Annotated in this window: 35 protein-coding genes, 2 tRNA genes and 2 pseudogenes; 12 read left to right on the top strand and 27 right to left on the bottom strand. The window is 49.8% G+C overall.

Going from position 1 to position 25,213, the window contains the following annotated elements; translation table 11 throughout:
* The first annotated feature begins 9 nt into the window (after positions 1-9).
* The 3 genes and pseudogenes from fliQ (at position 10) to rcsA (ending at position 1,985) form a co-directional block, all read left to right on the top strand.
* Entirely contained in the window at positions 10-279 is a 270-nt protein-coding gene (fliQ, locus tag OGY33_RS16590) for a flagellar biosynthesis protein FliQ (protein ID WP_003030425.1), read from the top strand.
* 8 nt (positions 280-287) lie between these two features.
* Positions 288-1,083: pseudogene (fliR, locus tag OGY33_RS16585) on the top strand (flagellar biosynthetic protein FliR).
* Between the two features lie 278 nt (positions 1,084-1,361).
* Positions 1,362-1,985: a transcriptional regulator RcsA gene (gene rcsA / locus OGY33_RS16580; protein WP_003030421.1), complete on the top strand. Its 624-nt coding sequence runs from the start codon at positions 1,362-1,364 to the stop codon at positions 1,983-1,985.
* 54 nt (positions 1,986-2,039) lie between these two features.
* On the opposite strand, the gene dsrB is transcribed toward rcsA, so the two are convergent.
* Complete coding sequence (gene dsrB / locus OGY33_RS16575; RefSeq protein ID WP_003030419.1) at positions 2,040-2,228, bottom strand: protein DsrB; 189 nt, start codon at positions 2,226-2,228, stop codon at positions 2,040-2,042.
* A 163-nt stretch (positions 2,229-2,391) separates the two neighbouring features.
* On the opposite strand from dsrB, the gene yodD reads away from it, so the two are divergent.
* Positions 2,392-2,619: a YodD family peroxide/acid resistance protein gene (gene yodD, locus OGY33_RS16570; protein ID WP_003030417.1), complete on the top strand. Its 228-nt coding sequence runs from the start codon at positions 2,392-2,394 to the stop codon at positions 2,617-2,619.
* A 206-nt stretch (positions 2,620-2,825) separates the two neighbouring features.
* Here yodD and OGY33_RS16565 read toward each other — a convergent pair whose 3' ends face one another.
* The gene (locus OGY33_RS16565; protein WP_003030415.1) at positions 2,826-3,011 is read right to left on the bottom strand and encodes a YodC family protein; all 186 of its coding nucleotides are present in this window, start codon (positions 3,009-3,011) and stop codon (positions 2,826-2,828) included.
* A gap of 77 nt (positions 3,012-3,088) precedes the next feature.
* Positions 3,089-4,000 carry a DUF808 domain-containing protein gene (locus OGY33_RS16560; protein ID WP_048235177.1) on the bottom strand — a complete coding sequence of 304 codons (912 nt, stop codon included), beginning with the start codon at positions 3,998-4,000 and terminating at the stop codon, positions 3,089-3,091.
* Positions 4,001-4,178: 178 nt separating this feature from the next.
* On the opposite strand from OGY33_RS16560, the gene yedA reads away from it, so the two are divergent.
* Positions 4,179-5,099 carry a drug/metabolite exporter YedA gene (yedA, locus tag OGY33_RS16555; RefSeq protein ID WP_149607400.1) on the top strand — a complete coding sequence of 307 codons (921 nt, stop codon included), beginning with the start codon at positions 4,179-4,181 and terminating at the stop codon, positions 5,097-5,099.
* On the opposite strand, the gene OGY33_RS16550 is transcribed toward yedA, so the two are convergent.
* The 3 genes from OGY33_RS16550 to OGY33_RS16540 all read right to left on the bottom strand — a co-directional run bounded on the left by OGY33_RS16550 (position 5,091) and on the right by OGY33_RS16540 (position 7,738).
* A complete protein-coding gene (locus OGY33_RS16550; protein ID WP_003839067.1) occupies positions 5,091-5,558 on the bottom strand; it encodes a very short patch repair endonuclease in 468 nt (155 codons plus the stop codon). The two genes, yedA and OGY33_RS16550, sit on opposite strands and share 9 nt — an antisense overlap.
* Complete coding sequence (locus OGY33_RS16545; protein ID WP_149607399.1) at positions 5,539-6,969, bottom strand: DNA cytosine methyltransferase; 1,431 nt, start codon at positions 6,967-6,969, stop codon at positions 5,539-5,541. The genes OGY33_RS16550 and OGY33_RS16545 overlap by 20 nt, the downstream gene beginning before the upstream one ends.
* A 76-nt stretch (positions 6,970-7,045) precedes the next feature.
* Positions 7,046-7,738 (bottom strand): phosphohydrolase, encoded by a 693-nt coding sequence (locus OGY33_RS16540; protein WP_191238353.1) that lies wholly within the window; start codon positions 7,736-7,738, stop codon positions 7,046-7,048.
* 441 nt (positions 7,739-8,179) lie between these two features.
* Here OGY33_RS16540 and ompC point away from each other — a divergent pair, with 441 nt between their 5' ends.
* Positions 8,180-9,379 carry a porin OmpC gene (gene ompC / locus OGY33_RS16535; RefSeq protein WP_191238352.1) on the top strand — a complete coding sequence of 400 codons (1,200 nt, stop codon included), beginning with the start codon at positions 8,180-8,182 and terminating at the stop codon, positions 9,377-9,379.
* 169 nt (positions 9,380-9,548) lie between these two features.
* Here ompC and OGY33_RS16530 read toward each other — a convergent pair.
* Positions 9,549-9,638, bottom strand: a tRNA-Ser gene (locus OGY33_RS16530).
* 93 nt (positions 9,639-9,731) lie between these two features.
* Here OGY33_RS16530 and mtfA point away from each other — a divergent pair.
* The 3 genes from mtfA (at position 9,732) to OGY33_RS16515 (ending at position 12,134) form a co-directional block, all read left to right on the top strand.
* Positions 9,732-10,496 (top strand): DgsA anti-repressor MtfA, encoded by a 765-nt coding sequence (mtfA, locus tag OGY33_RS16525; RefSeq protein ID WP_191238351.1) that lies wholly within the window; start codon positions 9,732-9,734, stop codon positions 10,494-10,496.
* A 132-nt stretch (positions 10,497-10,628) separates the two neighbouring features.
* Positions 10,629-10,704 (top strand) — tRNA-Asn (locus OGY33_RS16520).
* A gap of 161 nt (positions 10,705-10,865) precedes the next feature.
* The gene (locus OGY33_RS16515; protein WP_003030858.1) at positions 10,866-12,134 is read left to right on the top strand and encodes a tyrosine-type recombinase/integrase; all 1,269 of its coding nucleotides are present in this window, start codon (positions 10,866-10,868) and stop codon (positions 12,132-12,134) included.
* A 179-nt stretch (positions 12,135-12,313) separates the two neighbouring features.
* On the opposite strand, the gene OGY33_RS16510 is transcribed toward OGY33_RS16515, so the two are convergent.
* The 19 genes and pseudogenes from OGY33_RS16510 to OGY33_RS16420 form a co-directional block, all read right to left on the bottom strand.
* The gene (locus OGY33_RS16510) at positions 12,314-12,706 is read right to left on the bottom strand and encodes a helix-turn-helix domain-containing protein (RefSeq protein ID WP_003030860.1); all 393 of its coding nucleotides are present in this window, start codon (positions 12,704-12,706) and stop codon (positions 12,314-12,316) included.
* A gap of 54 nt (positions 12,707-12,760) precedes the next feature.
* Positions 12,761-13,084 (bottom strand): cytochrome o ubiquinol oxidase subunit IV, encoded by a 324-nt coding sequence (gene cyoD / locus OGY33_RS16505; protein ID WP_050310712.1) that lies wholly within the window; start codon positions 13,082-13,084, stop codon positions 12,761-12,763.
* Complete coding sequence (cyoC, locus tag OGY33_RS16500) at positions 13,081-13,698, bottom strand: cytochrome o ubiquinol oxidase subunit III (protein WP_023137325.1); 618 nt, start codon at positions 13,696-13,698, stop codon at positions 13,081-13,083. Before cyoC ends, cyoD begins: the two co-directional genes overlap by 4 nt.
* Positions 13,688-14,014, bottom strand: a pseudogene (locus OGY33_RS16495) (cytochrome o ubiquinol oxidase subunit I); the annotation flags it as partial. The gene cyoC and the pseudogene OGY33_RS16495, both read right to left, overlap by 11 nt.
* Before the next feature lie 162 nt (positions 14,015-14,176).
* A complete protein-coding gene (locus OGY33_RS16490) occupies positions 14,177-14,566 on the bottom strand; it encodes a Mor transcription activator family protein (protein WP_115454748.1) in 390 nt (129 codons plus the stop codon).
* Positions 14,563-14,988 (bottom strand): gp16 family protein, encoded by a 426-nt coding sequence (locus OGY33_RS16485; protein WP_181884070.1) that lies wholly within the window; start codon positions 14,986-14,988, stop codon positions 14,563-14,565. The genes OGY33_RS16490 and OGY33_RS16485 overlap by 4 nt, the downstream gene beginning before the upstream one ends.
* Entirely contained in the window at positions 14,981-15,196 is a 216-nt protein-coding gene (locus OGY33_RS16480; protein WP_115454747.1) for a hypothetical protein, read from the bottom strand. The genes OGY33_RS16485 and OGY33_RS16480 overlap by 8 nt, the downstream gene beginning before the upstream one ends.
* Complete coding sequence (locus OGY33_RS16475; RefSeq protein ID WP_286571982.1) at positions 15,193-15,885, bottom strand: DUF2786 domain-containing protein; 693 nt, start codon at positions 15,883-15,885, stop codon at positions 15,193-15,195. Before OGY33_RS16475 ends, OGY33_RS16480 begins: the two co-directional genes overlap by 4 nt.
* Positions 15,872-16,348 (bottom strand): hypothetical protein, encoded by a 477-nt coding sequence (locus OGY33_RS16470; protein WP_286571981.1) that lies wholly within the window; start codon positions 16,346-16,348, stop codon positions 15,872-15,874. Before OGY33_RS16470 ends, OGY33_RS16475 begins: the two co-directional genes overlap by 14 nt.
* 3 nt (positions 16,349-16,351) lie before the next feature.
* Positions 16,352-16,555: a hypothetical protein gene (locus OGY33_RS16465; RefSeq protein ID WP_286571979.1), complete on the bottom strand. Its 204-nt coding sequence runs from the start codon at positions 16,553-16,555 to the stop codon at positions 16,352-16,354.
* A gap of 2 nt (positions 16,556-16,557) precedes the next feature.
* Positions 16,558-16,725, bottom strand: coding sequence for a hypothetical protein (locus OGY33_RS16460; protein ID WP_286571977.1), 168 nt, complete (start codon positions 16,723-16,725; stop codon positions 16,558-16,560).
* Positions 16,722-16,910 (bottom strand): hypothetical protein, encoded by a 189-nt coding sequence (locus OGY33_RS16455; protein ID WP_181561983.1) that lies wholly within the window; start codon positions 16,908-16,910, stop codon positions 16,722-16,724. Before OGY33_RS16455 ends, OGY33_RS16460 begins: the two co-directional genes overlap by 4 nt.
* Before the next feature lie 78 nt (positions 16,911-16,988).
* On the bottom strand, positions 16,989-17,600 hold the full coding sequence (locus OGY33_RS16450; RefSeq protein ID WP_115454744.1) for a DUF3164 family protein: 612 nt from the start codon (positions 17,598-17,600) through the stop codon (positions 16,989-16,991).
* 17 nt (positions 17,601-17,617) lie between these two features.
* The gene (locus OGY33_RS16445) at positions 17,618-17,887 is read right to left on the bottom strand and encodes an HI_1482 family protein (RefSeq protein WP_286571974.1); all 270 of its coding nucleotides are present in this window, start codon (positions 17,885-17,887) and stop codon (positions 17,618-17,620) included.
* A gap of 2 nt (positions 17,888-17,889) precedes the next feature.
* Positions 17,890-19,047 (bottom strand): ExeA family protein, encoded by a 1,158-nt coding sequence (locus tag OGY33_RS16440; protein WP_286571971.1) that lies wholly within the window; start codon positions 19,045-19,047, stop codon positions 17,890-17,892.
* Between the two features lie 10 nt (positions 19,048-19,057).
* Positions 19,058-20,827: a DDE-type integrase/transposase/recombinase gene (locus OGY33_RS16435; RefSeq protein WP_286571969.1), complete on the bottom strand. Its 1,770-nt coding sequence runs from the start codon at positions 20,825-20,827 to the stop codon at positions 19,058-19,060.
* Between the two features lie 3 nt (positions 20,828-20,830).
* The gene (locus tag OGY33_RS16430) at positions 20,831-21,739 is read right to left on the bottom strand and encodes a Mic19 family protein (protein ID WP_286571968.1); all 909 of its coding nucleotides are present in this window, start codon (positions 21,737-21,739) and stop codon (positions 20,831-20,833) included.
* Between the two features lie 9 nt (positions 21,740-21,748).
* A complete protein-coding gene (locus OGY33_RS16425; RefSeq protein ID WP_115454740.1) occupies positions 21,749-22,054 on the bottom strand; it encodes a helix-turn-helix domain-containing protein in 306 nt (101 codons plus the stop codon).
* Positions 22,051-22,275 carry a helix-turn-helix domain-containing protein gene (locus OGY33_RS16420; RefSeq protein WP_115454739.1) on the bottom strand — a complete coding sequence of 75 codons (225 nt, stop codon included), beginning with the start codon at positions 22,273-22,275 and terminating at the stop codon, positions 22,051-22,053. The genes OGY33_RS16425 and OGY33_RS16420 overlap by 4 nt, the downstream gene beginning before the upstream one ends.
* A gap of 89 nt (positions 22,276-22,364) precedes the next feature.
* Between OGY33_RS16420 and OGY33_RS16415 the strand changes: the two genes are divergently transcribed.
* Positions 22,365-22,775 (top strand): helix-turn-helix domain-containing protein, encoded by a 411-nt coding sequence (locus tag OGY33_RS16415; RefSeq protein ID WP_057069525.1) that lies wholly within the window; start codon positions 22,365-22,367, stop codon positions 22,773-22,775.
* A 41-nt stretch (positions 22,776-22,816) separates the two neighbouring features.
* Positions 22,817-23,344 (top strand): hypothetical protein, encoded by a 528-nt coding sequence (locus OGY33_RS16410; RefSeq protein WP_247751218.1) that lies wholly within the window; start codon positions 22,817-22,819, stop codon positions 23,342-23,344.
* Between the two features lie 56 nt (positions 23,345-23,400).
* Here OGY33_RS16410 and OGY33_RS16405 read toward each other — a convergent pair whose 3' ends face one another.
* A complete protein-coding gene (locus OGY33_RS16405) occupies positions 23,401-24,171 on the bottom strand; it encodes a DNA adenine methylase (protein ID WP_115454737.1) in 771 nt (256 codons plus the stop codon).
* Between the two features lie 406 nt (positions 24,172-24,577).
* On the opposite strand from OGY33_RS16405, the gene OGY33_RS16400 reads away from it, so the two are divergent.
* Positions 24,578-25,126 carry a hypothetical protein gene (locus OGY33_RS16400; protein WP_286571966.1) on the top strand — a complete coding sequence of 183 codons (549 nt, stop codon included), beginning with the start codon at positions 24,578-24,580 and terminating at the stop codon, positions 25,124-25,126.
* Positions 25,127-25,213 lie beyond the last annotated feature (87 nt).

Below are 25,213 nucleotides of genomic sequence, written 5' to 3'. Positions count from 1 at the left end.
AGGCGCGAAATGACTCCTGAATCGGTCATGATGATGGGTACAGAGGCGATGAAAGTCGCCCTGGCCCTTGCCGCGCCTTTGCTGTTAGTCGCTCTCGTCACAGGTCTTATCATCAGTATTCTGCAGGCGGCGACCCAGATTAACGAAATGACGCTGTCCTTCATCCCCAAAATTGTCGCGGTGTTTATTGCCATCATTGTTGCTGGCCCGTGGATGCTTAACCTGCTGCTCGACTACGTGCGTACGCTGTTCAGCAATATCCCCTATATCATCGGGTAGACAACGTTATGTTGCAGGTGTCCAGCGTTGAGTGGCTCCACTGGCTGAATTTATACTTCTGGCCTTTGCTGCGCATACTGGCGCTCATCTCAACGGCCCCCATCCTCAGTGAACGAGCCATCCCCAAACGGGTAAAGCTGGGGCTGGGGTTGATGATTACCGTCGTTATCGCCCCATCGATTCCCGCCGTTGACGTCCCCATCTTTTCTGTTGGCGCGCTTTGGCAGGCAATGCAACAAATCCTGATCGGTATCGCATTAGGCTTCACCATGCAGTTTGCGTTTGCCGCAGTACGTACCGCCGGGGAATTAATTGGCTTGCAAATGGGCCTTTCCTTCGCGACGTTCTTCGATCCCGGTAGCCGTCTGAATATGCCGGTTCTGGCACGACTGATCGACATGCTCGCCATGCTGCTGTTCCTGACCTTTAACGGCCATTTATGGCTGATTTCGCTGCTGGTAGATACTTTTCATACTCTGCCCATCGGCGGCAATCCGGTGAACAGCAATGCGTTTCTTGCACTGGCACGGGCGGGTAGCCTGATTTTCCTCAACGGGCTAATGCTGGCCCTGCCGGTAATGACGCTACTGCTCACGCTAAACCTCGCACTTGGTTTGTTAAATCGCATGGCACCACAGCTGTCGGTTTTCGTCATCGGCTTTCCTCTCACTCTGACCGTAGGTATTTCACTAATGGCGGCGCTAATGCCATTAATTGCGCCATTCTGCGAACGATTATTCAGTGAAATTTTTAATTTACTGGCCGATATCGTCAGCGAAATGCCAGGAAAATAATAACCCTTAATTTTTATCCTGTTTTACTAAGGATTGTCCTAAATTTAAAAAGTGACAACATCCACCAGGATATCTCTGTCGCGGCTTATTTGTTTTTGCCTCACTCACATAACGCAACATTCACTTTACTTTAAGATGTTTCCTGGCAAATTATACGCAACTTTACGGGATAGTAAATTCGCCTGAAAAACAGCGAAAGCGTCATCTTGGGTCGTTATTATTCCGTTTAGTTGTGATGAAATAATCAGGTAAGGGGAATTATCGTTACGCATTGAGTGAGGGTATGCCATGTCAACGATTATTATGGATTTATGCAGTTACACCCGACTAGGGTTAACCGGATATCTGGTAAGTCGGGGAGTGAAAAAAAGGGAAATCAACAACATTTCCAACGTTGATGAACTCAGTCTCGCCTGTGTCTCTCAACAACCCGCTGTGGTGTTTATTAATGAGGACTGCTTTATCCACGATCCTGCTAATAGCCAGCAAATAAAGCAAATCATTAATCAGCATCCCAGCACATTATTTATTGTGTTTATGGCAATTGCCAACGTGCATTTTGATGAATATCTACTCGTCAGAAAAAATTTATTGATTAGTTCTAAATCAATTAAACCTGACTCACTGGATAAACTACTTGGCGATATTCTGAAAAAGGAAGTAGATATTGCTATTGATGTGAATCTGCCGACATTATCATTAAGTCGAACCGAATCCAGCATGCTGCGTATGTGGATGGAGGGTCAGGGAACAATACAGATATCAGATCAAATGAATATCAAAGCCAAGACGGTGTCATCCCATAAGGGGAATATAAAACGAAAGATTAAAACGCATAATAAGCAAGTTATCTATCACGTTGTAAGGCTTACGGATAACGTCACCAATGGTATCTTTGTGAATATGCGCTAAGACGTTCTGACTGGTGGCGACCCCACCAGTCAGAATCAAACAGCGGAACTCATGTCACTCCACTTTTTCCACAAAGATACCATCCTGATGACCTGATTCATTAAAGAACCAGATACCGAGCGGGTAGTCTTCCAGCGAAACCAGGTACATAGTGCCTTCGCTAAACTCTTCGATTGCCAGTACCACGCCCGGTCGACGAGGACCGCCGTCCGTTTTGACTGTGACCCGATCATTCACCTTCATAGTTTTCCTCCTGTGGCTTTGTGCCAGTGTAGAACAAATTCCTTTTTCTGGCAGCGCTGTGCACGCGCGATTGCGGGTTTTATCGACGGTCTATACTTAAGTTGTGCGTATCTGATGTTTGGGTACGCTCCCCCGGTATCCTTAACGGTTGAGAGGTATGAGGATGAAAACCGCGAAAGAGTACAGCGATACGGCCAAACGTGAAGTCAGCGTCGATGTCGACGCGCTGCTAAAGGCAATCAACGAAATCTGCGAGAGTGAAATTCATCGCAGCCAGGATGACCCGGAGCGCGTCAGCGTTGACGGGCGTGATTACCATACATGGCATGAACTGGCCGATGCGTTCGAGCTTGATATCCATGATTTTAGCGTGTCGGAAATCAATCGCTGACTGAGGGCGAAAAAAATCCCGGCCCTTATCGGGTCGGGATCAAGCTTGCTTATGCAAGAAGCACTTGTAAATTCGTTACACCAGAAAATCTGATGTGAACCAAACCTTATCTGCAATTTTTTTGCCTGACAAGTAAATAATTCTCACCGGAATGATAAATATAACTAATGGGTTAGAGATCACCAGGTTACGGTCGAGCCAAATGTTCAGGCATCCTGACAGAGCTGTCTTCGCTCGCCAGGCACCACCAGTTCATCTTCACGGAATGCTTCCCGTTTAACGCCAAAGCCGTCGTACCAGCGACATTCCACCATTCCGCTGGCATACCCGGTAACGATCATACGTGGGCCACCCTCTTTGGAGGTGACTTCCTCACTGACAGAAAAGACCATACCTGCCTCCTGTATCAAGAGAAACCTTTACACCTTAGATGACAAAGAAGCGTTTTGCGTAATCAGTCCTGTAACAATTAGTGCGAAATTCCGCGCACTCTGGCGACAGCTTTTACCAGCAGAACGACAATTCCACCGATGATAAAGCCGAGCACCAGGTTAAGCAGGGTCGGAAGCATTAGCGAAATCAATGTACTTTGCTGCTGAGCAAAATGTTCAATCGCATGATGCAGCGGCGATATTCCGTGTACCACAATGCCGCCTCCCACTAAAAACATCGCCAGTGTGCCGACCACAGAAAGTGTTTTCATAAGCCAGGGAGCAACCACCAGCAACCCTTTCCCCAGCGACTGGGCAAGCAGGCTGCGCTTTTCTGCCAACCAGTACCCAATGTCATCAAGCTTAACGATAATCCCGACCAGGCCATACACGCCCACGGTCACCACTAACGCGATACCAGATAGCACCAACACCTGATTCAGCAAGGGGGCGTCCGCTACAATACCCAGCGTAATTGCGACAATCTCGGCAGACAAAATGAAGTCGGTACGTATTGCCCCTTTGATTTTATCTTTCTCAAAGGTGAGTGGATCCTGTGCGGCCAGAGCAGCCAGACGCTGCTGACGCTCTTCCGGGCTTTCTTTGTGCTTACGCGCCTCCAGGGTATGCAGAACCTTTTCCACGCCTTCAAAACAGAGAAACGCCCCGCCTACCATTAATAAGGGGGTGATCGCCCAAGGAATAAATGCGCTTATCAATAGCGCCAACGGCACCAGAATAACTTTGTTAACAAACGACCCTTTCGCCACGCTCCAGACCACCGGGAGTTCGCGGTTCGCCCGCACGCCCGATACCTGCTGCGCATTAAGCGACAGATCATCCCCCAGCACGCCCGCGGTTTTTTTCGCGGCCAGTTTTCCCATCACTGAGATATCATCCAGCAGCGTGGCGATATCATCAAGTAAGGTCAGTAAGCTACTTCCTGCCAAAATTTTCACCCTCAATATTATTTTTTTGCAGTCATAAGTATGAAGTAAAACACGCCATGCTGAAACTGACCTTTCTGGTCAACAAGTTTTTAACATCAACACGTAATTATAAATCTCGCTAGTAAGATAGTTTTGACGTTTACTATGTTGCACCTTTTTATTTCCACCGTGAGGGATTATGCGTTTCAGGCAATTGTTACCGCTTTTCAGTGCGCTATTCGCGCTGTACATCATTTGGGGTTCCACGTACTTCGTTATTCGCATTGGCGTTGAAAGCTGGCCGCCGTTAATGATGGCAGCCGTACGTTTTCTCTCCGCGGGAATTTTATTAACAAGTTTCTTACTTATTCGTGGGCATAAGCTGCCCCCCTTACGCCTAATCCTGAACGCCGCGTTAATTGGTATCCTGCTGCTGGCTGTGGGTAATGGTCTGGTCACCGTCGCAGAACACCAAAATGTCCCTTCCGGTATTGCCGCCGTGGTGGTCGCCACCGTCCCGTTATTTACGCTGTGTTTTAGCCACTTTTTTGGCATCAAAACGCGCAAGCTGGAATGGTTGGGGATAGCGATTGGGCTAGCAGGGATCATCATGCTGAACAGCGGGGGCAATTTAAGTGGCAATCCGTGGGGCGCTATTTTAATCCTGATCGGTTCAATAAGCTGGGCGTTTGGCTCGGTGTACGGTTCACGCATTACGCTACCCGTTGGCATGATGGCCGGAGCCATTGAAATGTTAGCCGCCGGTATTGTGCTGATGTGCGCATCGCTACTCTCCGGGGAAAAACTGACCACCATGCCAACATTTTCAGGCTTTATGGCGGTGGCTTACCTGGCCCTGTTTGGCTCCATTATTGCCATTAATGCGTATATGTTCCTGATCCGCAATGTCAGCCCGGCGCTAGCCACCAGCTATGCCTACGTCAATCCGGTTGTTGCCGTGCTGTTAGGTACCGGTCTGGGGGGAGAAAGACTGGCCCCTATCGAATGGCTGGCGCTCGGCGTGATCGTGTTTGCTGTGGTGCTGGTAACGTTGGGGAAATACCTGTTCCCTGTTAAAGCGGAGGCCGTTGCTACCCCGTCGGAAAAAACGTTACAGTAAATGAATACCGAGTGTGTCGATCTGCGCGGTGTCGCCACCGCCGCAGATCCACTCGATGACACGTTCAGATAACGCTTCATCGTCCAGCTTTTCGCGACCACGCAGGGCGCACTCCCAGACAATCAATACGCGCCAGCCCAGAGCCTGCAACTTTTCACAATCCCGCGCATCGCGCTGGACATTTTTGCCTATTTTTTCCAGCCAGAATTCCGTTCGTGTCGCGGGGACTTTAAACAAATAGCAATCGTGGTGGTGCCAGAAACAGCCATGAGTAAAAATCACACAATGATAATCATCCACCACAAAATCAGGGCGACCGGGTAACGTCGCATCCTGCACGCGAAACGTTACCCCCTGCTCTGTCAGCACGCTGGCAAGGCGTTTTTCAATTGCGGTATCGCGGGTAGCTATCGCCCGCATATTTTTACTGCGTGTTGCTTTATCGTGAACGTCTGCCACGCTGGTTCTCTTTCTCGCGAATAGCAACTGCCTGCCTGATTTTCGGCTCCAGCAACCTGGCCACCGCCGCAAATGCCGGAACGACCACCGAATTACCAAACTGGCGATAAGCCTGGGTATCTGACACAGGGATCCTGAACTGATAGCCCTGCGGAGATTCAAACCCCATCAGACGCGCGCACTCTCTGGGCGTAAGTCTGCGTGGGCGGTGGCGCTGATTCTGCGGATCGTCAAAATCTATTTCACCCAGCGCCATATCCCAACCACGGTCAATCAGGATCTCCGCTCCATCCTTATAATAACGCGCAGATAACGTGCGCGTTACACAATCAGGGTTACCGGGATACACCATGCCATAGCCAAATCCATTGCCCCGCGCCTGATGCTTTTTCGCATAGCGATAGAGGTATTTCCACAGCACCGGCGTCAGTACATATTTCGCATCGACGGTCGGCTCAAGCAGTTCCGCCAGCGTGGTACGCCGCGGCGGATAACGCGTGACAATATCCCGCAGCGTGAAGTCTGATTTCAAATTCAGATCGCGTCGGAAGCCGACAAGCACGATACGTTCGCGATGCTGAGGCAAAAAATGTTGCCCATCGATGATTTTCGGATCGTCCGGACCGTTATCCGCCGCATCCGCTACGTCATAACCCAGCTCGTCCAGCGTTTGCATAATGATGCGAAACGTTTTGCCCTGATCGTGACTCTTCAGGTTTTTGACGTTTTCGAGCACAAATATGGCGGGCCGACGCGCATCGATAATGCGCACCACGTCAAAAAATAGCGTGCCTTGCGTATCACAGGCGAAACCATGTGCCCGCCCTAACGCATTTTTCTTTGATACACCAGCCAGAGAAAATGGCTGACAAGGGAATCCGGCTAACAGCACGTCATGTTCAGGAACATGCTGGCGAATATGTTCTGCCGCCTGCTGGTCACTCACCCCGTCATGATGGCTGAGTGTGATATCACGAATATCTTCATTAAAGTTGTGCTGGAGCGGATCGCAGTAGTTGTTCGCTTTATAGGTGCGCACCGCATGCTTGTTCCACTCACTGGTAAACACGCACTGCCCGCCAATCGCTTCAAAGCCGCGACGAATGCCACCAATACCGGCAAAAAGATCGATAAAGCGAAAGGCATAATGCGGATGATGCGCAGGTGGTTTCGGCAACAAAGTATTCAGATGAATGAGCTCGCGGTCGCTGAGGCGATGCCATGTTTCATTAGCAACCACTCGCTTAAAGATGGCCGGGCTCCAGCGGTTCTCACCAACGCCATTCAGATGAGCAACCAGCGTTTTCACGTCATATATTTCAAGCAACTTGGCCAACATCACCTGCACGTCGGCCTCGTTTTCATCTGTCATCGGGTTCATGGAGCCTGCTACTGAAAAATTATCCTGCATACATTTAACCGGCAGAAATGGATAACCGACAGATTAACATAAATTAGCACGGTTGACGTTTCAGCCGTATTGGCGACTAGCGCGCTTTAAAGGGTTGAATCGCGTCAAGATCCAGCATTTCGTATTCTCCTTTTAGCTCCGCACTCAGCTTCGCCATATACGTCAGTAAAAAATCCGCATTATGTTGTGCCAAATGCCGCCCTTGCTCGGTTTGCATCGTCAACGGCAACGTCAATAACTTGGTCTGGAAGTGATCGAGCGCGTACTGTTTATCGTCAAGGCTACGCTTTCGGGCAAACGGATCTTCCGCATCAAACAGCGCAACCCCCAACGCCCCTGAAACGGCAAATACGCGCGCTAAACCAATTGCACCCAGCGCCTCAAGCCGGTCTGCGTCCTGCACGATTTTCGCTTCAAGGGTTTCTGGCGCGATTTTGGCGCTAAAACTGTGCGCCTCAATGGCATGACACACTGCCGATAACCGCTGTTGTGGAAAATCCGGAAAATCGCACATCAAAACACGACGTGTTTCCTTGGCTGCCAGTACCGACGAACAATGACGCTCAGGATGGTTCTTTGGCAGACTGATGAGATCGTGGAAGTAGCACGCAGTCAGCACCACCAGCCAGTCTACGGTTGCATCTGTACTCAGCTTTTGCGCCGTCATCCACACACGTCGAAAGTGAAAGATGTCATGTGCAGCATCTTGTCCAGAATGGTTATCAGCTAACCAGGCTTCAAATCGCGACTGCCAGTCGTGCAGTTTCATGCTATCTCCCTTTGTAGAAAGAAAATCACCTTAGCAACAATTTTCATTGCAGACCACTGCCCGCCTCATTACATAATCATCTTTTATTATTGCACTAAAAACAAAATCCACATGAATTTATAAAACCCACGACGCCAATATCGAAAAATAATTTATATGAATATTAAAAACAAACATCTAAAACAAATAAAATACACATAACAAATAAATAGATAAAAACATATAAAACATTGATTAAAAACAATTCATATGGCGAATGCCAATGTAATTAACACACACGCATAATTATATAAAGATGCAAAAGAAATATTTTGAAATATTTTAAATACATTTGTTACATGTTATATTTTAAATAAAATGAACTTCATAGATAGTATCAAAATGTAGTCACTCGGATAGTGCTACATATTCATTTTAATTATCATGCAAAGGGAATACATAATGAAAAGAAAAGTATTGGCACTGCTTCTCCCTGCTTTATTAGCTGCAGGCGCAGCAAATGCGGCTGAAATCTATAATAAGAACGGCAATAAACTGGATCTGTACGGTAAAGTCGATGGTCTGCGTTATTTCTCTGATGATGCTGGCAGCGACGGCGATCAGACCTATGCGCGTGTAGGCTTCAAGGGCGAAACACAGATCAACGAAATGCTGACCGGTTACGGTCAGTGGGAATATAACATTCAGGCCAACGGCACCGAAGGTGAAGGCGCAAATTCCTGGACTCGTCTGGCCTTTGCCGGTTTAGGCTTTGGTGAGAACGGTACCTTCGACTACGGTCGTAACTACGGCGTGGTCTACGACGTAGAAGCCTGGACCGATATGCTGCCGGAATTCGGCGGTGACTCCTACACCCAGACCGACGTGTACATGACCGGCCGTACCAACGGCGTAGCCACCTACCGTAATAAAGGTTTCTTTGGTCAGGTTGATGGCCTGAACTTCGCCCTGCAATACCAGGGTAATAATGAAAGTGCAGGAGCAGGCGAAGGTACTGGTAACGGTGAGAACCGTAAACTGTCTAAAGAAAACGGCGACGGTTTCGGTCTGTCCACCTCTTATGACTTCGACTTCGGTTTAAGTCTTGGCGCTGCATACTCCAGTTCTGACCGTTCTAACAATCAGGTTGCTGCTGGCCGTGGCGATCGTAGCTATGAGAATAAATACGCAGGCGGCGAAACAGCAGATGCTTGGACTATTGGCGCTAAGTATGACGCTAACAACGTTTACCTGGCTGCTATGTATGCAGAAACCCGTAACATGACAGCATACGGTAGCGGAACTTATCAAGATGCTACAGGCAAAGATGTTGCTAAAGGCGGGATCGCTAATAAAACACAGAACTTTGAAGTTGTTGCGCAGTATCAGTTCGACTTCGGTCTGCGCCCTTCCATCGCTTACCTGCAGTCTAAAGGCGTCGACTTAGGCGGCTGGGATCACCATAGCAACGGCACCCCACGCTACACCGACAAAGACCTGGTCAAATATGTTGATGTGGGTGTGACTTACTACTTCAACAAAAATATGTCCACCTATGTTGATTATAAAATCAACCTGCTGGATGAAGACGACAGCTTCTATGAAAGCAATGGTATCGCAACTGACGACATCGTTGCCGTTGGTTTAGTCTACCAGTTCTAATTGACGCAAAAATAAGCAAGCCCGCTTCATATGAAGCGGGCTTTTTATTTATACGAAACGTATTTTTTTACCACGCGGGCATTACAACGATAAACTTGTGAGGATACTCAAAGAAAAAAACATCCATGAGAACTGTCGTTGAAAGCGAGGCGTGCAAGTGCTTGAATAGTGGCGGAGAGAGGGGGATTTGAACCCCCGGTAGAGTTGCCCCTACTCCGGTTTTCGAGACCGGTCCATTCAGCCGCTCTGGCATCTCTCCGTTTTGGCGGTTGCCATGATGCCAGGTAATTTGGCATTTTAACAGACCCCGTTCCGTCAATTTCGTTCAAGTGACGAGTTTGCGAGCAAAACGATGATTAAGTGGCCCTGGAAAGAGCAAGAAACAACCCGGAGTGACGACTGGCCGTGGGACGACGCCCTGGCTATTCCTCTTCTGGTGAATCTCACCGAGCAAGAACAAGCCAGGCTTATTGCCCTGGCCGAGCGCTTTTTACAGCAAAAAAGATTGGTAGCGCTTCAGGGGTTTGAACTGGATCCACTAAAAAGTGCGCGCATTGCGCTGCTTTTCTGTTTGCCTGTTCTGGAATTGGGGATCGAGTGGCTCGACGGGTTTCATGAAGTTCTCATCTACCCTGCCCCGTTTGTCGTGGACGATGAATGGGAAGACGATATTGGGCTGGTACATAATCAACGTGTTGTACAGTCCGGGCAAAGCTGGCAGCAAGGTCCAATAATCCTCAACTGGCTCGACATTCAGGATTCTTTTGATGCCTCCGGCTTTAATCTGATCATCCATGAAGTGGCGCATAAGCTTGATATGCGTAATGGCGACCGTGCCAGTGGTATTCCGGCGATCCCTCTACGAGATATTGCCAGTTGGGAGCACGACCTGCATGCCGCAATGAATAACATTCAGGATGAAATTGATCTGGTCGGTGAAACCGCATGCAGTATAGATGCCTACGCAGCGATCGATCCTGCCGAATGCTTTGCCGTTCTATCGGAGTATTTCTTCAGTGCCCCTGAATTATTTGCACCACGTTTTCCGGCCTTATGGCAACGTTTCATTCAGTTTTACCGCCAGAACCCCATGGAGCGGTTACGCAATACCCGCTAAGGTGGTCATTGTCGCTCACCAAATGTGCATTAACGCTGAATTTGAAGATTAATTAACCAATTGAAATGACGTGCTAATTTTACTGTTGACACCTCATGGTGAGGTCAGTAATATGCGCCTCGTTCACACGATTCCTCTGTAGTTCAGTCGGTAGAACGGCGGACTGTTAATCCGTATGTCACTGGTTCGAGTCCAGTCAGAGGAGCCAATTTCCTGCTTTCATGCATCCTTGCGAATCATTATATGATGTTGGTTCAACAGGTTAGCGTGAAAACTCTTCCCGATGCATTTTGATTTTATCCTCCGCATCGGGAGAATTTGGTGGTCAGATTTGGGGTCAGTTTGGTTCGATTATGGAGTGACCCCCATATGTCTCTCAACGACACGAAAATCCGCAGTCTCAAGCCTTCTGAAAAATCCTTCAAAGTCTCCGATTCACACGGTCTATACCTCTTGGTCAATCCAGGCGGCTCACGTCTCTGGTATCTTAAGTATCGAATTAACGGTAAAGAATCCCGCCTTGGCTTAGGCGCTTATCCCGATGTATCCCTTTCCGACGCCCGGCAACAACGAGACGGTATCCGCAAGTTGCTGGCGCAGAACATTAACCCCGCTCAGCAACGTATAGCCGAAAGAGCCGCCCGCTCACCGGAAAAGGTCTTTAAGACAGTGGCGCTGGCGTGGCATAAAAGCAATAAAAAATGGTCGCAGAATACCGCTGACCGTCTGCTTGCCAGCATGCACAATCATATTTTTCCGGTTATCGGACATCTGTCCGTCACGGAACTTAAACCCCGTCATTTCATTGACCTGCTGAAAAGCATTGAGAAAAAAGGTCTGCTGGAAGTCGCGTCCCGCACGCGGCAGCACCTCTGTAACATCATGCGTCATGCGGTTCATCAGGGATTCATTGACAGCAACCCGGCGGCAAACCTTGACGGCGTGACAGCGCCCCCCGTTAAGCGCCACTACCCCGCCCTGCCGCTGGAACGCCTGCCGGAATTGCTGGGGCGCATTGATGGTTATCAGCAGGGACGAGGGTTAACCCGTCAAGCGGTCCTTCTGACCCTTCACCTGTTTATCCGTTCCAGTGAACTGCGTTTCGCCCGATGGAGCGAGTTTGATTTCAGGAACTGTATCTGGACCATCCCCGCTACCCGCGAAGCTCTTCCCGGTGTTCGTTATTCCGGACGCGGAGCCAAAATGCGCACGCCCCACATTGTTCCATTATCCCGGCAAGCCATCGTTATCCTGAAACAAGTAGAGGAAATCTCAGGTCATCTGGAACTAGTGTTCCCCGGTGACCATAACCCTTACAGGCCAATGTGTGAAAATACAGTCAACAAGGCACTGCGACTGATGGGCTATGACACAAAAATGGACATTTGCGGCCATGGCTTTCGGGCAATGGCATGCAGCGCCTTAATGGAATCCGGACTCTGGTCGAAGGATGCTGTTGAACGCCAAATGAGTCATCAGGAACGCAACAGCGTGCGGATAGCTTATATCCACAAAGCTGAACATCTGGAAGCCCGTAAAGCGATGATGCAGTGGTGGTCTGATTATCTTTATACGTGCCGGGAAAACTATGTTCCCCCATATATATATAGTAAAAATATCAGTCATGAAGCTACCTGAGTCAGCAAAAAACTAATCAGGATTACGATAACAACAGCATCTGACAACGCAGATGCTGTTGTTATTTTTCTGTATCTTCTTCATGGTATTTCCCCTTCCATTTATCCTTGTCAGTTGGTATTAAAATCCGCCCTGTAATTTTAGAACAAAACAATGAGGGGTATGATATTCACAGAGGGTTATAACTCATCACGCTTTATACCAGAACTCTTTTTCAGAACAGGTTTATTCCTTCTGACAGCCCCTGGTGTATGATGCATTTCATTTCTCATCGCTCGGGTAAATACCTGCTGACTGGTAAACCCGAGCATAAAGCACACCTCTATGACGGGTATATCCGTATTCTCCAGTAAAAAATAAGCACGTCTTAGTTTTTCAAGCTTTATATATTTCCCTAGACTTATTCCTGCCACCTCCTTGAACATCCGTTGAAAATGCCATTTTGAATAACCAGCTTTTGCAGAAACATCCTCAACCTTCAGCGGCTCCTCCAGATGCTCATCAATCCATTGCATAATTTCATACACCACAAGTCGGTTTATCTTTTCCTTCCGTATTTTTTTTATGTCCATATATAGCCCCCCACAATGAGGCAGACAGGAATAACAGAAAGGCCAAAGCCCTGTTCACATCATCTGATGATTGAGATTCCACATGATCCACAACGACCCGGTAATAATGATAAAGATAATGGCAGCGGAAAAGACAATGGTTACGAGGTTCCAGCGCATTTCAGAAGAAGCATTCAGGTGAAGAAAATACACCAGATGTACCAGCACCTGAACAACGGCACACGTCATGACCCCGCCTGCGATGATCCCTGCGGAAACACCACTGTCCATAACCAGCCAGAACGGGATCACCGTCAGAATGACCGACAGGAGAAAGCCGGTTATATAAGACATCGTATTGCCGTAAGCTACGCCCTGTGCGTCTGCAGAATGTCTCATGGCATTGCTCCCATCAGGTAAACAATACTGAACACGCAAATCCAGATGACATCGAGGAAATGCCAGAACAGACTCAGGCATATCAGACGGGGGCGACTGAATCCTGACAGACCTCGTCGGGCAACCTGATACATCAGGATCAGCATCCAGATCAGTCCACATGTCACATGCAGACCATGGGTGCCCACCAGAGTAAACAGCGCTGACAGGAAGCCACTGCGCTGTGGGCCGAAACCCTCAGCAGTCAGGTGACTGAACTCCCAGACTTCCATTCCGATAAAACCCAGACCACACAGAAATGTCAGGGTCAGCCATCCAAGTACACCGCCCTCGCGGTCTTTATCCATGCTGATAACAGCAAAACCATAGGTAATCGAGCTAAACAGAAGCAGCACAGTTTCCGCCAGTACAAACGGAGGTTCGAAAATATCCTTACCCGCCGGACCACCTGCAATGTTATGAACCATGACGCCGTAAGTCGCGAACTGGGTGGCGAAGATAATGCAGTCGCTCATCAGGTAGATCCAGAAGCCGAAGACCTTACTGGTACCTGTACCCTGATGCCCGTGCTCAGCACGGGTGCGGAAGGATGAATCCAGGGCTTCACTTACCATATGTCACACCGGCTTTGTTTATTTCTGCAAAGTGCTGATCCTCGATTTTTTTTATCTCGGCGACGGGTACGTAATAATCCACATCTTCATCGAAGCTTTTAATAACCCAGGTCAGGATAATCCCGAGGAATGACAATCCCGCCAGCCACCAGATATGCCAGATAGCCCCGAAGCCAAACCCGATGCAGAGCAGACCAATAATCAGCCCCGCCCCGCTGTTTTTCGGCATATGGATTTCGGCATAGTTAGCAGGTTGCTTGTATGCCTCCCCTCTTTCCTTCATTTCCCAGAACGCATCACGTTCGTGGACAAAAGGTGATTAGACTTGAGATAAATGACAGGGAATAAGTGAGATAATTATGGGAAGAACCGGGCCAGCATGGGAAGAGACTGGATGAAATATGCAATAACCTTACAGTATGTGAAAATCAGACCGGCCCGAAAAAAAACAGAACTCGCGCCAGCCTGATTACAGATATTACTCCTTTTTCCCCGTATCGGCATCAGGTTCACCATCAAACAGCTTACCCTGCATCCGATCCAGTTCTTCTTTTCTGACCCGCTTCACCACGCTGTAAACCCACTGTAGTGAAACACCAAACTTGCGGGCCAGTTCGTGATGGTTGCGCCCGTCGAATTCGTGGAAGATTTCCCGGTCACGCTGACTGACCTTCCAGACCATCCCCATCGGAAAATAGACATTCTGCCCACCCCAGACCTGCATCATGCGATTTGCTGTGGCCTGACCAATCTGGTCGGCAATCGCTGGTTCAATATCAATAATCTCGCGGATGGTTTCAGAAGTGTGCTGCGCCAGTTCCACCAACAGTTCCGGCCCCTTACTACGAAACTGATTCAGGTCGCTCATTGCTTCACCCCCGCAGCTCTGCGCTGCCACCTCTTCAGTTTCTCAATAACGCTACTTGCCTGCTCATTGCTGAGCCAGCGTAACGCGCTGATGCCTGTTTCCCGCTTAACCCATAGAGCCAGCGCCTGCTCGGAACTGTCACGGACGATGCCCGCTGAGGCCATTTCAAGCCATAACGCCCGTAATTTCTTAGACTGCGGATGGGTATCAAGCGGTAAACCCGGTCGGGATTTACCCGCAGGCTTAATGCGAAAGCCTTTCTTCTTCATAGACTCCATAACGCGGTTAAGCTGGGTGACGTCCATGCCTTTCGTGGAGGCTTTGCCTGTCAGGCCCTGCAGCATCTGCCGATAGGTATCCTCGTCCATCTGCAGGTCGTTACGGGCAACATGAATAAGCTGGATGAGACGTTGTTTAGTCATCGTCGATGTCCCCCTTTGCCAGCCCTCTGACATAGTCAACATATAAAGGAAGCGCCACAGGCCAACACGCGAACATCACCGCCCAGCTAATCCAGTATTTAGCGCCGTTGTACCGGGAATAAAAACCGGAATAACGATGCAGGTCAGCCGTACACCAGCCCACGAGGCTATACCAGACGAGGGCGCACACAACGGTTTCAGCCATCATAAGTCGCTCCTCAGTTTTCGCTGTTCCTGTCCGCTGACGGGTTGATGTAGCCTGACATGCTCTCCCTCCCGGTAACCATGGTGACGAGACATATCCGCATCACGCGATTTTCCGGCCCCACGACCACTGGTTTTGCTGGAGTCCGGGTATTTTTGCACGAGCCAGAGGCTGGCCAGTTCCCGTTCCTCGCGGGTCACAGCAAAGAGTTGCACTTCACTACGCACGGCAAGTACCCAGCCTTCGGCAAACTTGTCGCCCCGGCTGGTCTTTGTCGTGCTTTTAATCCTTTTATTCTGCTGCCCGATATAGTTTTTTCGCGCTGCAATGAGTTGTCTGGCGAGAACATCCCAGGTATAAGACGCCAGCTCAATGCGGTCTTTATTACCATAAAAGCCAACGCTGGGTTTGTGGCCTGAATGGATAATAGAATCAACCCCAAAAGCGGCCTGGATGATGCCCAGCAGCCCCAGTATGTAACGAGGAGGATTAATACTTCCTGCAGCCCAGTAGCTGCTGATGCTCTCGTCTATATCACTGAGCGCGATATCATCACGGGTGATACCGTATGCCTGCATCAGTTTCTGAACGCGCTGCAGTGCCAGCGAAGCTTCATGGGGATTATCAGATTTTGAAAGCGCCAGCAGTTTTTTTAACTTTTCCAGCACTTTTTCTTTATCAGTCACTGGCATGGTCTGGTCCTCTGGTGTTTGCAGGTTTAGCCTGAAGCATGGCGACACGACAGGCGTTCCAGCCTTCTACGTAGTCATAGGAGTTATCATTGTCTGGAATAATCTTTTCCGGCACAGGCTGCAGGGGTATCCTGAATTTCTCAACAATGCGCGATAGAGAGTTGTAATTGATAAATGGAACTTCCTGATGGCCCTTGTAAATATTACCATTCCAGGCGTGCTGATTACCGCCAGTAACCTCTGCTACTGCAGCGTTGAGCGCATCGAATGAAACAGGTTCTGGCTTACCTGATTTGCGGTGCTCCAACAGCTCAGCCAGTGCTACAACACAGTCATGAAATATTGGGTCAATCTTTTGACCGCTGATATAGCTATTTAAAGCGTTATCGTGCTCAGCCCAGCGTTTCAGATTTCGATAGACTTGGGCCAGGCGGTCATTTGTTAATTGATTATTCTGCTGCATAGATTACCTGCCATTATTAATTGCGCTGTTTAGTGCATTAAGAACCATATCTGTCATTACGCCTTTTCCGTTTAGCTCTACATGAGACAGGATTTCACTGCGTGCCGCTTTAAGTACGCCGAGATTAACCCTGACGTCTCGCCGGTTATCTGCGTTGAGAGCCTTTATTCTTTCTAAAAAGGTTTTAGCATCACTCGATATGTCCATACTTACCCCCCGTAAATGATGTATAAAAAAGCCAACAAAGAACCGAAAGTAAGTCCGGCACCAACAGCGGTAGCAAAAAGAGACCAGTAAAGTAATTTGCCGACTAAATCCAAAGTGCCCGTAACTATATGCATCGCCAGATACAAAAATCTTATTACCCATATTTTCATTGTTTTTCCTCGCAAGGTATGAACTCCATGGCCGGTACTTCGGTGTAGTAATGCTGGCTGCAGTGTGGGCATACCAGCGTGATAAGAACTGCCGGAACATGGTATTTACCAGAGGTAATGACGCTGGCATTGCTGAACTTCAGGGTAGTGATACCTTTCTGGCAGTTGGTACATTTGATGGACATGATTTATTCCTCAATGCTGTTTTCGGCGTGCAGAAGCCCACGGCGCTGACGCCGAAATAAAAAGAAATTGAAATAAAATTAAATGGCAGCGATATCTAACGGGATATTAATTAGCTTCCCGCCTTTATCTTTCTCCCGGAAATTAATATAAGTTTTAGACATTGCCACTTGTAGTGATTCCGATATAGCTTCCATTGCCCGGTTCCAGCGCACGTCCTGAATCTTAACGCGGCGCAGGGAAAGAATACGTCCGGTATTAAGCTGGCCCTCTTTGTCTACCTGAAAAGCATCGCTGATGATGGCCCGCAGGTTGTCGTTCGCACCCTGTGACCATTCGGTGACGCACTCGTCAAACAACTCTTTGGCAATCTGCAGTTCAGGTCCGAACGTCAGGGTTTCCTGCACACGAATAGTGATTTGCTCGCTGCCATCAAAACTGCTGAAGGTCACATTACCTTTAGCCCCGCCGCGCGTTCTGCCGTACTTCTCAGCCACAAGGTCAAGCCATGCATAGCACTCGTCGAAAGCGCGTTGCTTGAAGTCGCTGAGGTCAGCGCTTTTGACTTTCGCCGCCGCGACCTGCTCCCGGACGAAAGAGTCCATAGCGAGGTCATAGTCAGATACCTGATTAATCGGCACCAGACGCCCCTTGCGGTCTTTCATGTAGTCTTCTTTATTTACTTCGCTCATCTTTGTTCACCTTATGGTTAATGTAATGACTCTGACCAGGTAATACGGCAGCCATGTAACTCAAAGACGCCCTGACGAAAGCGCCATGAACAGTCATGGCCAACATGGGTATAACTTGCTTTTCCCTCTTCCAGCAGGCGGGTACAGTGGCCATTGCGGGCGATACGGATAACCGGCTTACTGCCTGCAATCATCACACTCTGCACGGTGGTGTTCATGGCATTGAGCGCCATAATGGCTGACTGCACCTTGCCCATCTGCTGGTTGATATCGGTAATGGATTTCATGGTTAAACCCCTTTGACGACGTCAGCATTGACCTGCTGAACCCCGATTTGAGCAGCCAGATTCATGGCGGCTATCACCAGGTTACTGACGGCCAGCGGATACAGCAGGCTGACCATGCTTTTACGGTTGCTGCCCAGATTACTCAGGCGGGCGCGGATGGCTTCCACAGCGCTGGTGTCCATGACGTCGGCAAACTGCTTACCGGCGCGTTGCAGCTTGAACGCCAGAAACTCTTCGAGGCTATTGTCCAGAGGCAGCAGTTCAACCACCTCGCAGCGCTGCACGACTTCACGCACTTCCATGTTGCGCTCGGACAGCTTATCCGCCAGTTCAGGCTGGCCAATCAGCACGATGGACAGCAGTTTTTTGAAGCCGGACTCCAGCTCAAAAAAGCGCTTGAGGTGCTTCAGCGTCGGGATGGGCAGACTGTGGGCCTCCTCAATCACCAGGACGTGGCTGAAGCCAGCCTGGCTGCTGTCTTTCAGAACGCGGTGCAACTGGCGGAAACGGGCATCCTGGCTGCGTTTGATGTTCTCCAGCGGCGCGATGGTGCTGATGATGGCCTCGGCGATAGCTGCTGCCTTCAGGGTTTTACCCTTCACGTCGTTGTCTTCCATGGCGATGATGTATGGCTCGATAACAATCACCGGCGCGTTCTCACGGTTGACACGTTCAATCAGGTCACGGCGCAGCGTGGATTTACCCGCCCCGGACTCACCGATAACCGCCATAAAACCACCGTGGCGGGCAGTCTGGTACAGCGCCTCACGCACGTAGCGAATATCCGGCGTGGTGAACACATCATCCGCACCCTGCATGGCTTCATCGGCGAACGGGTCACGGAAAAGGCCAAATGCTTTTTTAGTTGCTGGAAATAACACCTGTTTTTTGAGTAACATGTTCTCTTCCTCACTGAGGTTGGTTGTACCCGCTGTACGGGGCGTGGCAGCGCCCTGTGCAGCATCAAAACTCTTAGCTGTATCAATCCCCTGACTTTCCAGATAAGACGCCAGACGCTGGCGCACTTCCTCAGGGCTGGTGCGGGGCCACTCGTTATGGTTCACAATCTGGGCAAGCGTTGCCTCGGAGACGGCGACGGCTCTTGCCACCACAGCCTGCGGGATACGGGCCTCTTTAAGTTGTTGTTTCAGTACCAGCATGTTGTCCTCCTCAGTTGCCGTTAACGATGCTGATAACGCTGTTGCGGGCCGGGGTGGTCAGCGTGACCATCACCTCATCCAGTGCTGCTTCCGGTACACCATCCGGGTACTGTGCCGCTAACTGACGGTAATGCTCCGGTGTCCACATCTGACCGATGGCCGAGAACTTCTCGCGCAGGGCTTTCGCCGCCTCCACATGGGTCAGCGGGCGCTGCTCGATACGCGGGCCGCGCACGTCTGAAGTCTGACCGCGCTTAGGCATATAGGCCGGTAGCGTGGTGTCGTTGATATGTTTATAAGGGTCAAGCTTCCCGCCGAACGGCAACGCCTTCGCCTTACGCGCAGCTGCTGCATCGGCGGCGTTATCTGTGCCGGTGACCAGCTTTTCAATTTCTTTTGCTGCCGTCTGCGCCGGGGTCTCCGGCAGGGATTTATAGCTTTCGCCAAACACCGCCGCGCTTTCGGCAAAGCCAAACTCGTTCTTCCTGATCTCATCAATCAGCAGGAACGTTTCGTGACCGTCTTCGCCGGTCAGTACCACCTGCGCCACATCGCTGCGCCATGGGTTGCGGGTAATCATCAGCTTTTCACCGACCAGTACGCCCGGTACCGCCGACACGTCATACTCAACACCCCGGAACGAGACACGCAGTTTTGGCGTGACTTTACGGAGTTCAGGTGCTGATACCGCCAGTTCGCGGCAGACCTCAACTGATGGCGCTTTCTTCAGCTGCTCAGCGGTAATTTTCAGCCAGATATCCGTGCGGGTTTTACGGTGGCGGCTGTGGACAGCCGTGGCATTAAAGTGGCTGCGCCATTTCACGGCCAGCGCGTTCAGCTCTTCCAGGCTGTGAACTGGCTGGAACTTCAGGCCCGGCTCCAGCTTGCGCTCGATAATGTCACGGGCCTTTTCCACCTGTCCGGTAGCGCGGGCGTTGTGCGGCTTGTGCGCTATCAGGTCAACGCCCAGCGAGCGGCACATGTTTTTCGTCATACCGGCGGTGTTGGCAGAGCCGGGGTCGAGGTAGAGTATTTTCGGTACGCCGTGCAGCACATCCGCGCCACCGCGCTCCTGCATCGCATTGATAAGGACAGAACAGAGGTTTTCACCGGACTCCGCGCCCATCACGTATTCAACGTAAATCCAGCCGCTGGTATGGTCGGTAATCTCATAACTCCACACGCGGTCACTGGCGATGCGGGCGATATTGGCAGGTTTGTTCTTGTAGAACTTCGCACTGTCCATCACCTGAAGTCCCTTGTGACCATTGCTCAGGTAGTAAAGCGTACAAAGCGATGCATCAATCTCCCAGACGTGGTTGGGGTGCAGGCTGGCCATCTCGGAGGATGGTGCTGCCGCGTCCAGCTGTTCAGGGTGCAGGCCATAGTTACGCAGGGCGCGGCTGATGGTGTCCTCGGACAGCGGGAAAAACTCGCCCGTCGTCTCGTCTGTTCTGCCTGCGGAGATAAAGCCGTTTGACCGCAGGGTCTCAACTGCATCCGCGATGGAATACAGGCGCTTACCGTTCTTACGGGTGGCCTCGCGTAGCGTGGCCGATATCAGCGCGGCTTCGTCGCGGCTCAGGGCGCTGCGCCCGGCGTCAGCGCGTTTTTTGCGTTTGTCAGTCACTGATACCTCCTTCAGCTTACGTAGCAGAGTGGCGCGGGACAGGCCCAGTTCGGCGCATGCAGCTTCGTAAATTGCACCGCGCTTACCATGCCCCGCGTCACGTGCCGCGCGGGCAACATAAACCAGTCGTTCAGTCAGGGCGGCACTCATCGGTTATGCCTCCTGCCCGTTAATCTGTGGCGTTGGGGCAGTCAGCCATGAAGGGGCAGTGTTACCTGTAGGCTCATCCGGCAGGTCAAAGGTGGAGCGAAGGTTGCGGGCCGCACTCTCCAGTTCGCAGACCAGACCCGCCATAAAGTCTCTGGGCGTATCAATGACATTTTCAGCGCAGTAGGCGCATAACGTTTCAAAAGCGCTGGACAGCCGGACAGCGATGGCTGATTCCGCCTCAACCGCTAACGCTGTCACTTCCGCCCGCAGCTTCTTCACTTCTTCGTCAGGCTTAGGCGGCTGGATACGGGATTTCTTTTCCAGTTTTGTGGAAAGCGAGTCGATTTTTTCGTTTTTGTCGGCCAGTACACGCTGTTGTGCTGCGTTGGTTTCACGGGCTTCGCGCAGTGCCACTTTAAGTTCGCGCACAGACATACGCTCAACATCGTCAAGCGTCAGTCCTGCAACTGTTCCTCCCTCGGCTAACTCGGCCAGTTCTTCATCGTCTTCCAGCATTAATTCATATAATTTTGAACGGCCCAGATCGGAAAACGTTTTCCGCTTATCTTCCAACTGAGGAGATAGAAATTTAACTGCTGCCTGTGCCATTTTTCTTGCAATGCGAGGCTCCAGCCCCAGCCGGTCTTGGACTATTAAGGCAAAATCTCCATAAGGTTCATTCTCTTTAAGGGCGATCAGGCGCTTACCTGCTTCCAGCATGGCCTCAGCACTTTGTGACATATAAAACTTTGCTTCATGGATTAAGCGTTCCCGGTCATATGGCAGGCCATCACCGAACTGCTGCATGATTTCGAGGCGATGTGCAGTCATGACATTCAGATTGACGCTGAGACCATCGGTCAGCGGTGCATCTTCCATTAGTTCAACTGGTTGTGATTTTGTGCGTCCCATTTCAACTCCTTAGCGACTGCCAGCCATAACACGCTGGTTAATTTCATTGATACGATCCTGTGCCCGCGCCATCTCGGTGCTGTGCGCCATGGCGATTTGTAAGAGTTGGACTCCAGGGGCGAAACGCCCGTTATCCAGTTTCAGGGCCAATCCCTCTTCGATAAGGGTATTAAGTGCCCGATTAATATTCGCCGGGGACTCGCCTAAAGCCGATGCCAGTTCACCATTAGAAACCCCATTCAGAGCGTGACCACGCAGCGCTTTAAGAACGCGTAGAATGCGGGCCCCGGAACTGGATACATTTGCTTTGCTCATGACGCCTCCTGAAGGATGCCTGGTGTAACTTCCTTGCCGATCACGACTGACAAATCACGCAGAATGCGAAACGTCAGACGTCCGCGAGGAAGTTCGTTTTTGCCAGCCCAGCGGCTTACCGCTTGAGTGACTGTTCGTGGCTCATAGCCCGCGTTAAGCGCAAACTGGCGCAGGCTACTGCCCCGTTCAACCAGTCGTGCTCGAACCTGCTGTTTGTTCATATGCACCGTGTTCCTATTGGGTTATGATGTACTCAATACGAATAAGTGTACTTATTCAAAATAAATAACTCAAGTGAGATTTATTTGAAATGAATAAAAAGGCCGTTGATGCAGTACTTCTGCGACTCATGTCACTGTTTAATGTTGATAGCGACAGCGGGCTAGCCAAGGCGCTGGATGTTAACAGACAGACTTTAGCCAGTTGGAGAAAGCGAAACTCTGTGCCTTATTCAATTTGCATAAATCTTGCGGAAGAGAAAGGAATCTCTCTTGACTGGTTACTCACAGGTAAGGGAGAGGAAGAGGTATCGAAGGTTGAACCAGCAACTCAAAGCTTCAGTCAAGCAGACCTTAAAATGCTTGAACTATTAAATCAGTTAGACCCTGAGGTTCGACGAGATCTTATGCGAGGCGCTGAAGAAAAACAGCGTGTGATTGAGATGGAAAAACAGATCCAGGAGCTGTCCGCACAGCTAAATAATTTAAAAAATGTGGGCTAATTTGTTCCCATTAAGAACATTAAAGGTGTAAGGATATGACTATGCGCAAATTATTTTTACCGTTGGTATTTGTCTTAGCTGGGTGTGGAGATAATGCCGATCCTGCTGATACGTCCACCCCAGTCAAGGAGCAGCCGGTTTTCAGCGTTGAAACTGACAACCCGGTTGTAAAGCGTGAATTACCTTTTATTCGTCAACAGCTCCCCGGTTTAGATAAGTATGCGGGCAGTTTTGAAAAATTCGAAGTATCCGAGGATAGCGAACGTCCGGTGACAACGGTTCAATTTCATATCAAAGACGAGAATAATATTCCTGGTGACTACATAGCCTCTGGTCATAATTGTTTTTTGTTCATATCAAATAATGTCCATGAAGTGAAAATATCTAAATCCGCCTGTCAGGCTGTTTTTCTCGATAAAACCGATGTTCCCGGAGGAGACCTTATCGTGAAACTTGATAAGGAAAATGTTCCTATGACAAATGATGGCAAGGCCCCACGAGAGGGATGCCTGAAGGTGTTTTCACCAAAGCCTAATAGTGATTCTTGGACATGCCCAAGGTTGAATTAACTACTGAGGTGGTGCTGTAGGTTGTAAGTACGGCACCACTTCAGTTGTTCTAACAGTTAAAAATTACAAATAACCAATTCTTTCCGTTGTGTAGCCTTACCCGTGACTTTCAGGTTGTAGCTGATATCGACGGTCTGAATATTCAGGTCGTTGAACGCTTGTCGCATTTCTGGGATATCGTTGACCGAAATAATCATCTTTCCTTTGATGTTCCGCGCTAATTCCGCTATGTGGTCATAGTTTTCCAGCCCGAAATCCACTCCATAGCCTTCAGTGCCCCAGTATGGCGGGTCGCAGTAGAACAGTGTATGTGGGCGATCATAACGCGCTATGCACTGATGCCAGTCCAGATGTTCTATCAGTGTTCTGGACAAGCGCAGGTGTGCCATCGACAACTCTTCCTCAATCCGCAGCAGGTTGAAGCGTGGTGCACTGGTTGTGGAGGTTCCAAACGTGTGGTCAGCCACCTTGCCGCCAAAAGCCTGCTTTTGCAGGTAGTAGAACCGGGCGGCCCGCTGAATGTCGGTGAGTGTTTCTTCCGGCGTATCCTGCAGCCACTTGTATATCTGACGGCTAACAAGCGCCCACTTGAACTGGCGGACAAACTCTTCCAGGTGATGTTTTACCACCCGGTAGAGGTTTACCAGTTCGCCGTTGATATCGTTGATGACTTCGGTCTTGCTGGGCACCTTGAGGAAATAGAGCGCCGCTGCACCGCAGAACGGTTCCACATAGCAAGTATGGGCCGGAAACAGCGGCAGAATGTGCCTGGCAAGACGACGTTTACCGCCAATCCATGGGACGATGGGTAAAGATTTTTCTTTCATTATCCGTAAGCCTTTTGCAATCAGTGAAAATATGGCAGGCTAGTCTGGTCTCGCGAGACTGACTGAACCCTGGTTGGCTCACAGCACACTCTGTGGGTTGATGACCAGCCCGGTGTTGACGCACCGGGCTGGTCGTTCTTTCACTGTCAGGATGCAGTTTCGGGATGTCTGCATGCTATTAACGCAGTTTACTGGTTTGGTAATTTACGCTGAAAAGGAAAGTCACGAATGAATGATAAACATAACTTAAACAAGCCTGGCTCTCAGAAACATGAGTCCGACAATTGCCCACGCAGCCCATCCCAAAAAAACTACAACAATGATTCTTTGGACTATGGCGAACGCAGGGGTACTATTGTGACGAATACTTTTTCACCTCCGGTACGCCCTGGAAAAGGAGATAACAGTGGAGACAAATCTGGCTCATGAGTGGGAAGGTCTGCTATTCGATGTAAGACGGTCCGTTCGCTACCATAACCGCCGCAGGGCTTGGTTTGATCGGCTGGATCAAACCACTAATGTGTTATCTCTGATTTTTGGTTCAACGGCTATCTATGGTGTGTTGTCTCAGGCTAATACGAATTTAGCAGTGCTTTCAGCCGCTATTGTGACCGTCTTTTCTGCCATCAATCTGGTCGTTGGTTCATCACAACGCGCCCGTGCTCATTTTGATTTCGCCCGCAAATTCTTTGAGCTGGAGAAGAAAATGATACTCGTGACCAACGTATCAAAAGAGAGCTTACAGGCTATTACAGCTGAGCGTTTATCTATTGAAAAAGATGAACCACCAGTTCTCCGGGTACTGGACAGCATCTGCTATAACGAGCAGATCCTGTCGATGGACTACCCCACTGACCAGATGGTTGTTGTGGGATTCTGGCAGCGCCTGTTTTCTCCGGTTCTGGATTTTCAGGCAAGCAAGCTACGAAAAGTTAAAGATATGAGTAATGCCTGATGCGGGTACGAATCTGTCGTTATTTAAGATGCAACTACCATTCTGACTGCTTGCATTGTTCCCGCACTTATAACGTGCTTTAAAATC

Source organism: Citrobacter sp. Cpo032, from assembly GCF_030332975.1.
Classification (GTDB): Bacteria; Pseudomonadota; Gammaproteobacteria; order Enterobacterales; family Enterobacteriaceae; genus Citrobacter; species Citrobacter portucalensis.
This window is presented reverse-complemented; position numbering and strand designations above follow the sequence as displayed.

Bases quoted from the DNA above. Each gene is read 5' to 3' on its own strand.
- mtfA (WP_191238351.1), top strand. From the start codon at position 9,732: ATGATTAAGTGGCCCTGGAAAGAGCAAGAAACAACCCGGAGTGACGAC.
- cyoC (WP_023137325.1), bottom strand. From the start codon at position 13,698: ATGGTAAGTGAAGCCCTGGATTCATCCTTCCGCACCCGTGCTGAGCAC.
- OGY33_RS16515 (WP_003030858.1), top strand. From the start codon at position 10,866: ATGTCTCTCAACGACACGAAAATCCGCAGTCTCAAGCCTTCTGAAAAA.
- OGY33_RS16445 (WP_286571974.1), bottom strand. From the start codon at position 17,887: ATGAAATCCATTACCGATATCAACCAGCAGATGGGCAAGGTGCAGTCA.
- OGY33_RS16565 (WP_003030415.1), bottom strand. From the start codon at position 3,011: ATGGTCTTTTCTGTCAGTGAGGAAGTCACCTCCAAAGAGGGTGGCCCA.
- fliQ (WP_003030425.1), top strand. From the start codon at position 10: ATGACTCCTGAATCGGTCATGATGATGGGTACAGAGGCGATGAAAGTC.
- OGY33_RS16405 (WP_115454737.1), bottom strand. From the start codon at position 24,171: ATGAAAGAAAAATCTTTACCCATCGTCCCATGGATTGGCGGTAAACGT.
- OGY33_RS16465 (WP_286571979.1), bottom strand. From the start codon at position 16,555: ATGGACATATCGAGTGATGCTAAAACCTTTTTAGAAAGAATAAAGGCT.
- OGY33_RS16420 (WP_115454739.1), bottom strand. From the start codon at position 22,275: ATGAACAAACAGCAGGTTCGAGCACGACTGGTTGAACGGGGCAGTAGC.
- OGY33_RS16480 (WP_115454747.1), bottom strand. From the start codon at position 15,196: ATGATGGCTGAAACCGTTGTGTGCGCCCTCGTCTGGTATAGCCTCGTG.
- dsrB (WP_003030419.1), bottom strand. From the start codon at position 2,228: ATGAAGGTGAATGATCGGGTCACAGTCAAAACGGACGGCGGTCCTCGT.
- OGY33_RS16470 (WP_286571981.1), bottom strand. From the start codon at position 16,348: ATGCAGCAGAATAATCAATTAACAAATGACCGCCTGGCCCAAGTCTAT.
- OGY33_RS16450 (WP_115454744.1), bottom strand. From the start codon at position 17,600: ATGAGCGAAGTAAATAAAGAAGACTACATGAAAGACCGCAAGGGGCGT.
- cyoD (WP_050310712.1), bottom strand. From the start codon at position 13,084: ATGAGACATTCTGCAGACGCACAGGGCGTAGCTTACGGCAATACGATG.
- OGY33_RS16485 (WP_181884070.1), bottom strand. From the start codon at position 14,988: ATGACTAAACAACGTCTCATCCAGCTTATTCATGTTGCCCGTAACGAC.
- rcsA (WP_003030421.1), top strand. From the start codon at position 1,362: ATGTCAACGATTATTATGGATTTATGCAGTTACACCCGACTAGGGTTA.
- ompC (WP_191238352.1), top strand. From the start codon at position 8,180: ATGAAAAGAAAAGTATTGGCACTGCTTCTCCCTGCTTTATTAGCTGCA.
- OGY33_RS16460 (WP_286571977.1), bottom strand. From the start codon at position 16,725: ATGAAAATATGGGTAATAAGATTTTTGTATCTGGCGATGCATATAGTT.
- OGY33_RS16540 (WP_191238353.1), bottom strand. From the start codon at position 7,738: ATGAAACTGCACGACTGGCAGTCGCGATTTGAAGCCTGGTTAGCTGAT.
- yodD (WP_003030417.1), top strand. From the start codon at position 2,392: ATGAAAACCGCGAAAGAGTACAGCGATACGGCCAAACGTGAAGTCAGC.
- OGY33_RS16455 (WP_181561983.1), bottom strand. From the start codon at position 16,910: ATGTCCATCAAATGTACCAACTGCCAGAAAGGTATCACTACCCTGAAG.
- OGY33_RS16545 (WP_149607399.1), bottom strand. From the start codon at position 6,969: ATGCAGGATAATTTTTCAGTAGCAGGCTCCATGAACCCGATGACAGAT.
- OGY33_RS16440 (WP_286571971.1), bottom strand. From the start codon at position 19,047: ATGCTGGTACTGAAACAACAACTTAAAGAGGCCCGTATCCCGCAGGCT.
- yedA (WP_149607400.1), top strand. From the start codon at position 4,179: ATGCGTTTCAGGCAATTGTTACCGCTTTTCAGTGCGCTATTCGCGCTG.
- OGY33_RS16435 (WP_286571969.1), bottom strand. From the start codon at position 20,827: ATGAGTGCCGCCCTGACTGAACGACTGGTTTATGTTGCCCGCGCGGCA.
- OGY33_RS16510 (WP_003030860.1), bottom strand. From the start codon at position 12,706: ATGGACATAAAAAAAATACGGAAGGAAAAGATAAACCGACTTGTGGTG.
- OGY33_RS16430 (WP_286571968.1), bottom strand. From the start codon at position 21,739: ATGGGACGCACAAAATCACAACCAGTTGAACTAATGGAAGATGCACCG.
- OGY33_RS16415 (WP_057069525.1), top strand. From the start codon at position 22,365: ATGAATAAAAAGGCCGTTGATGCAGTACTTCTGCGACTCATGTCACTG.
- OGY33_RS16410 (WP_247751218.1), top strand. From the start codon at position 22,817: ATGCGCAAATTATTTTTACCGTTGGTATTTGTCTTAGCTGGGTGTGGA.
- OGY33_RS16425 (WP_115454740.1), bottom strand. From the start codon at position 22,054: ATGAGCAAAGCAAATGTATCCAGTTCCGGGGCCCGCATTCTACGCGTT.
- OGY33_RS16490 (WP_115454748.1), bottom strand. From the start codon at position 14,566: ATGAGCGACCTGAATCAGTTTCGTAGTAAGGGGCCGGAACTGTTGGTG.
- OGY33_RS16475 (WP_286571982.1), bottom strand. From the start codon at position 15,885: ATGCCAGTGACTGATAAAGAAAAAGTGCTGGAAAAGTTAAAAAAACTG.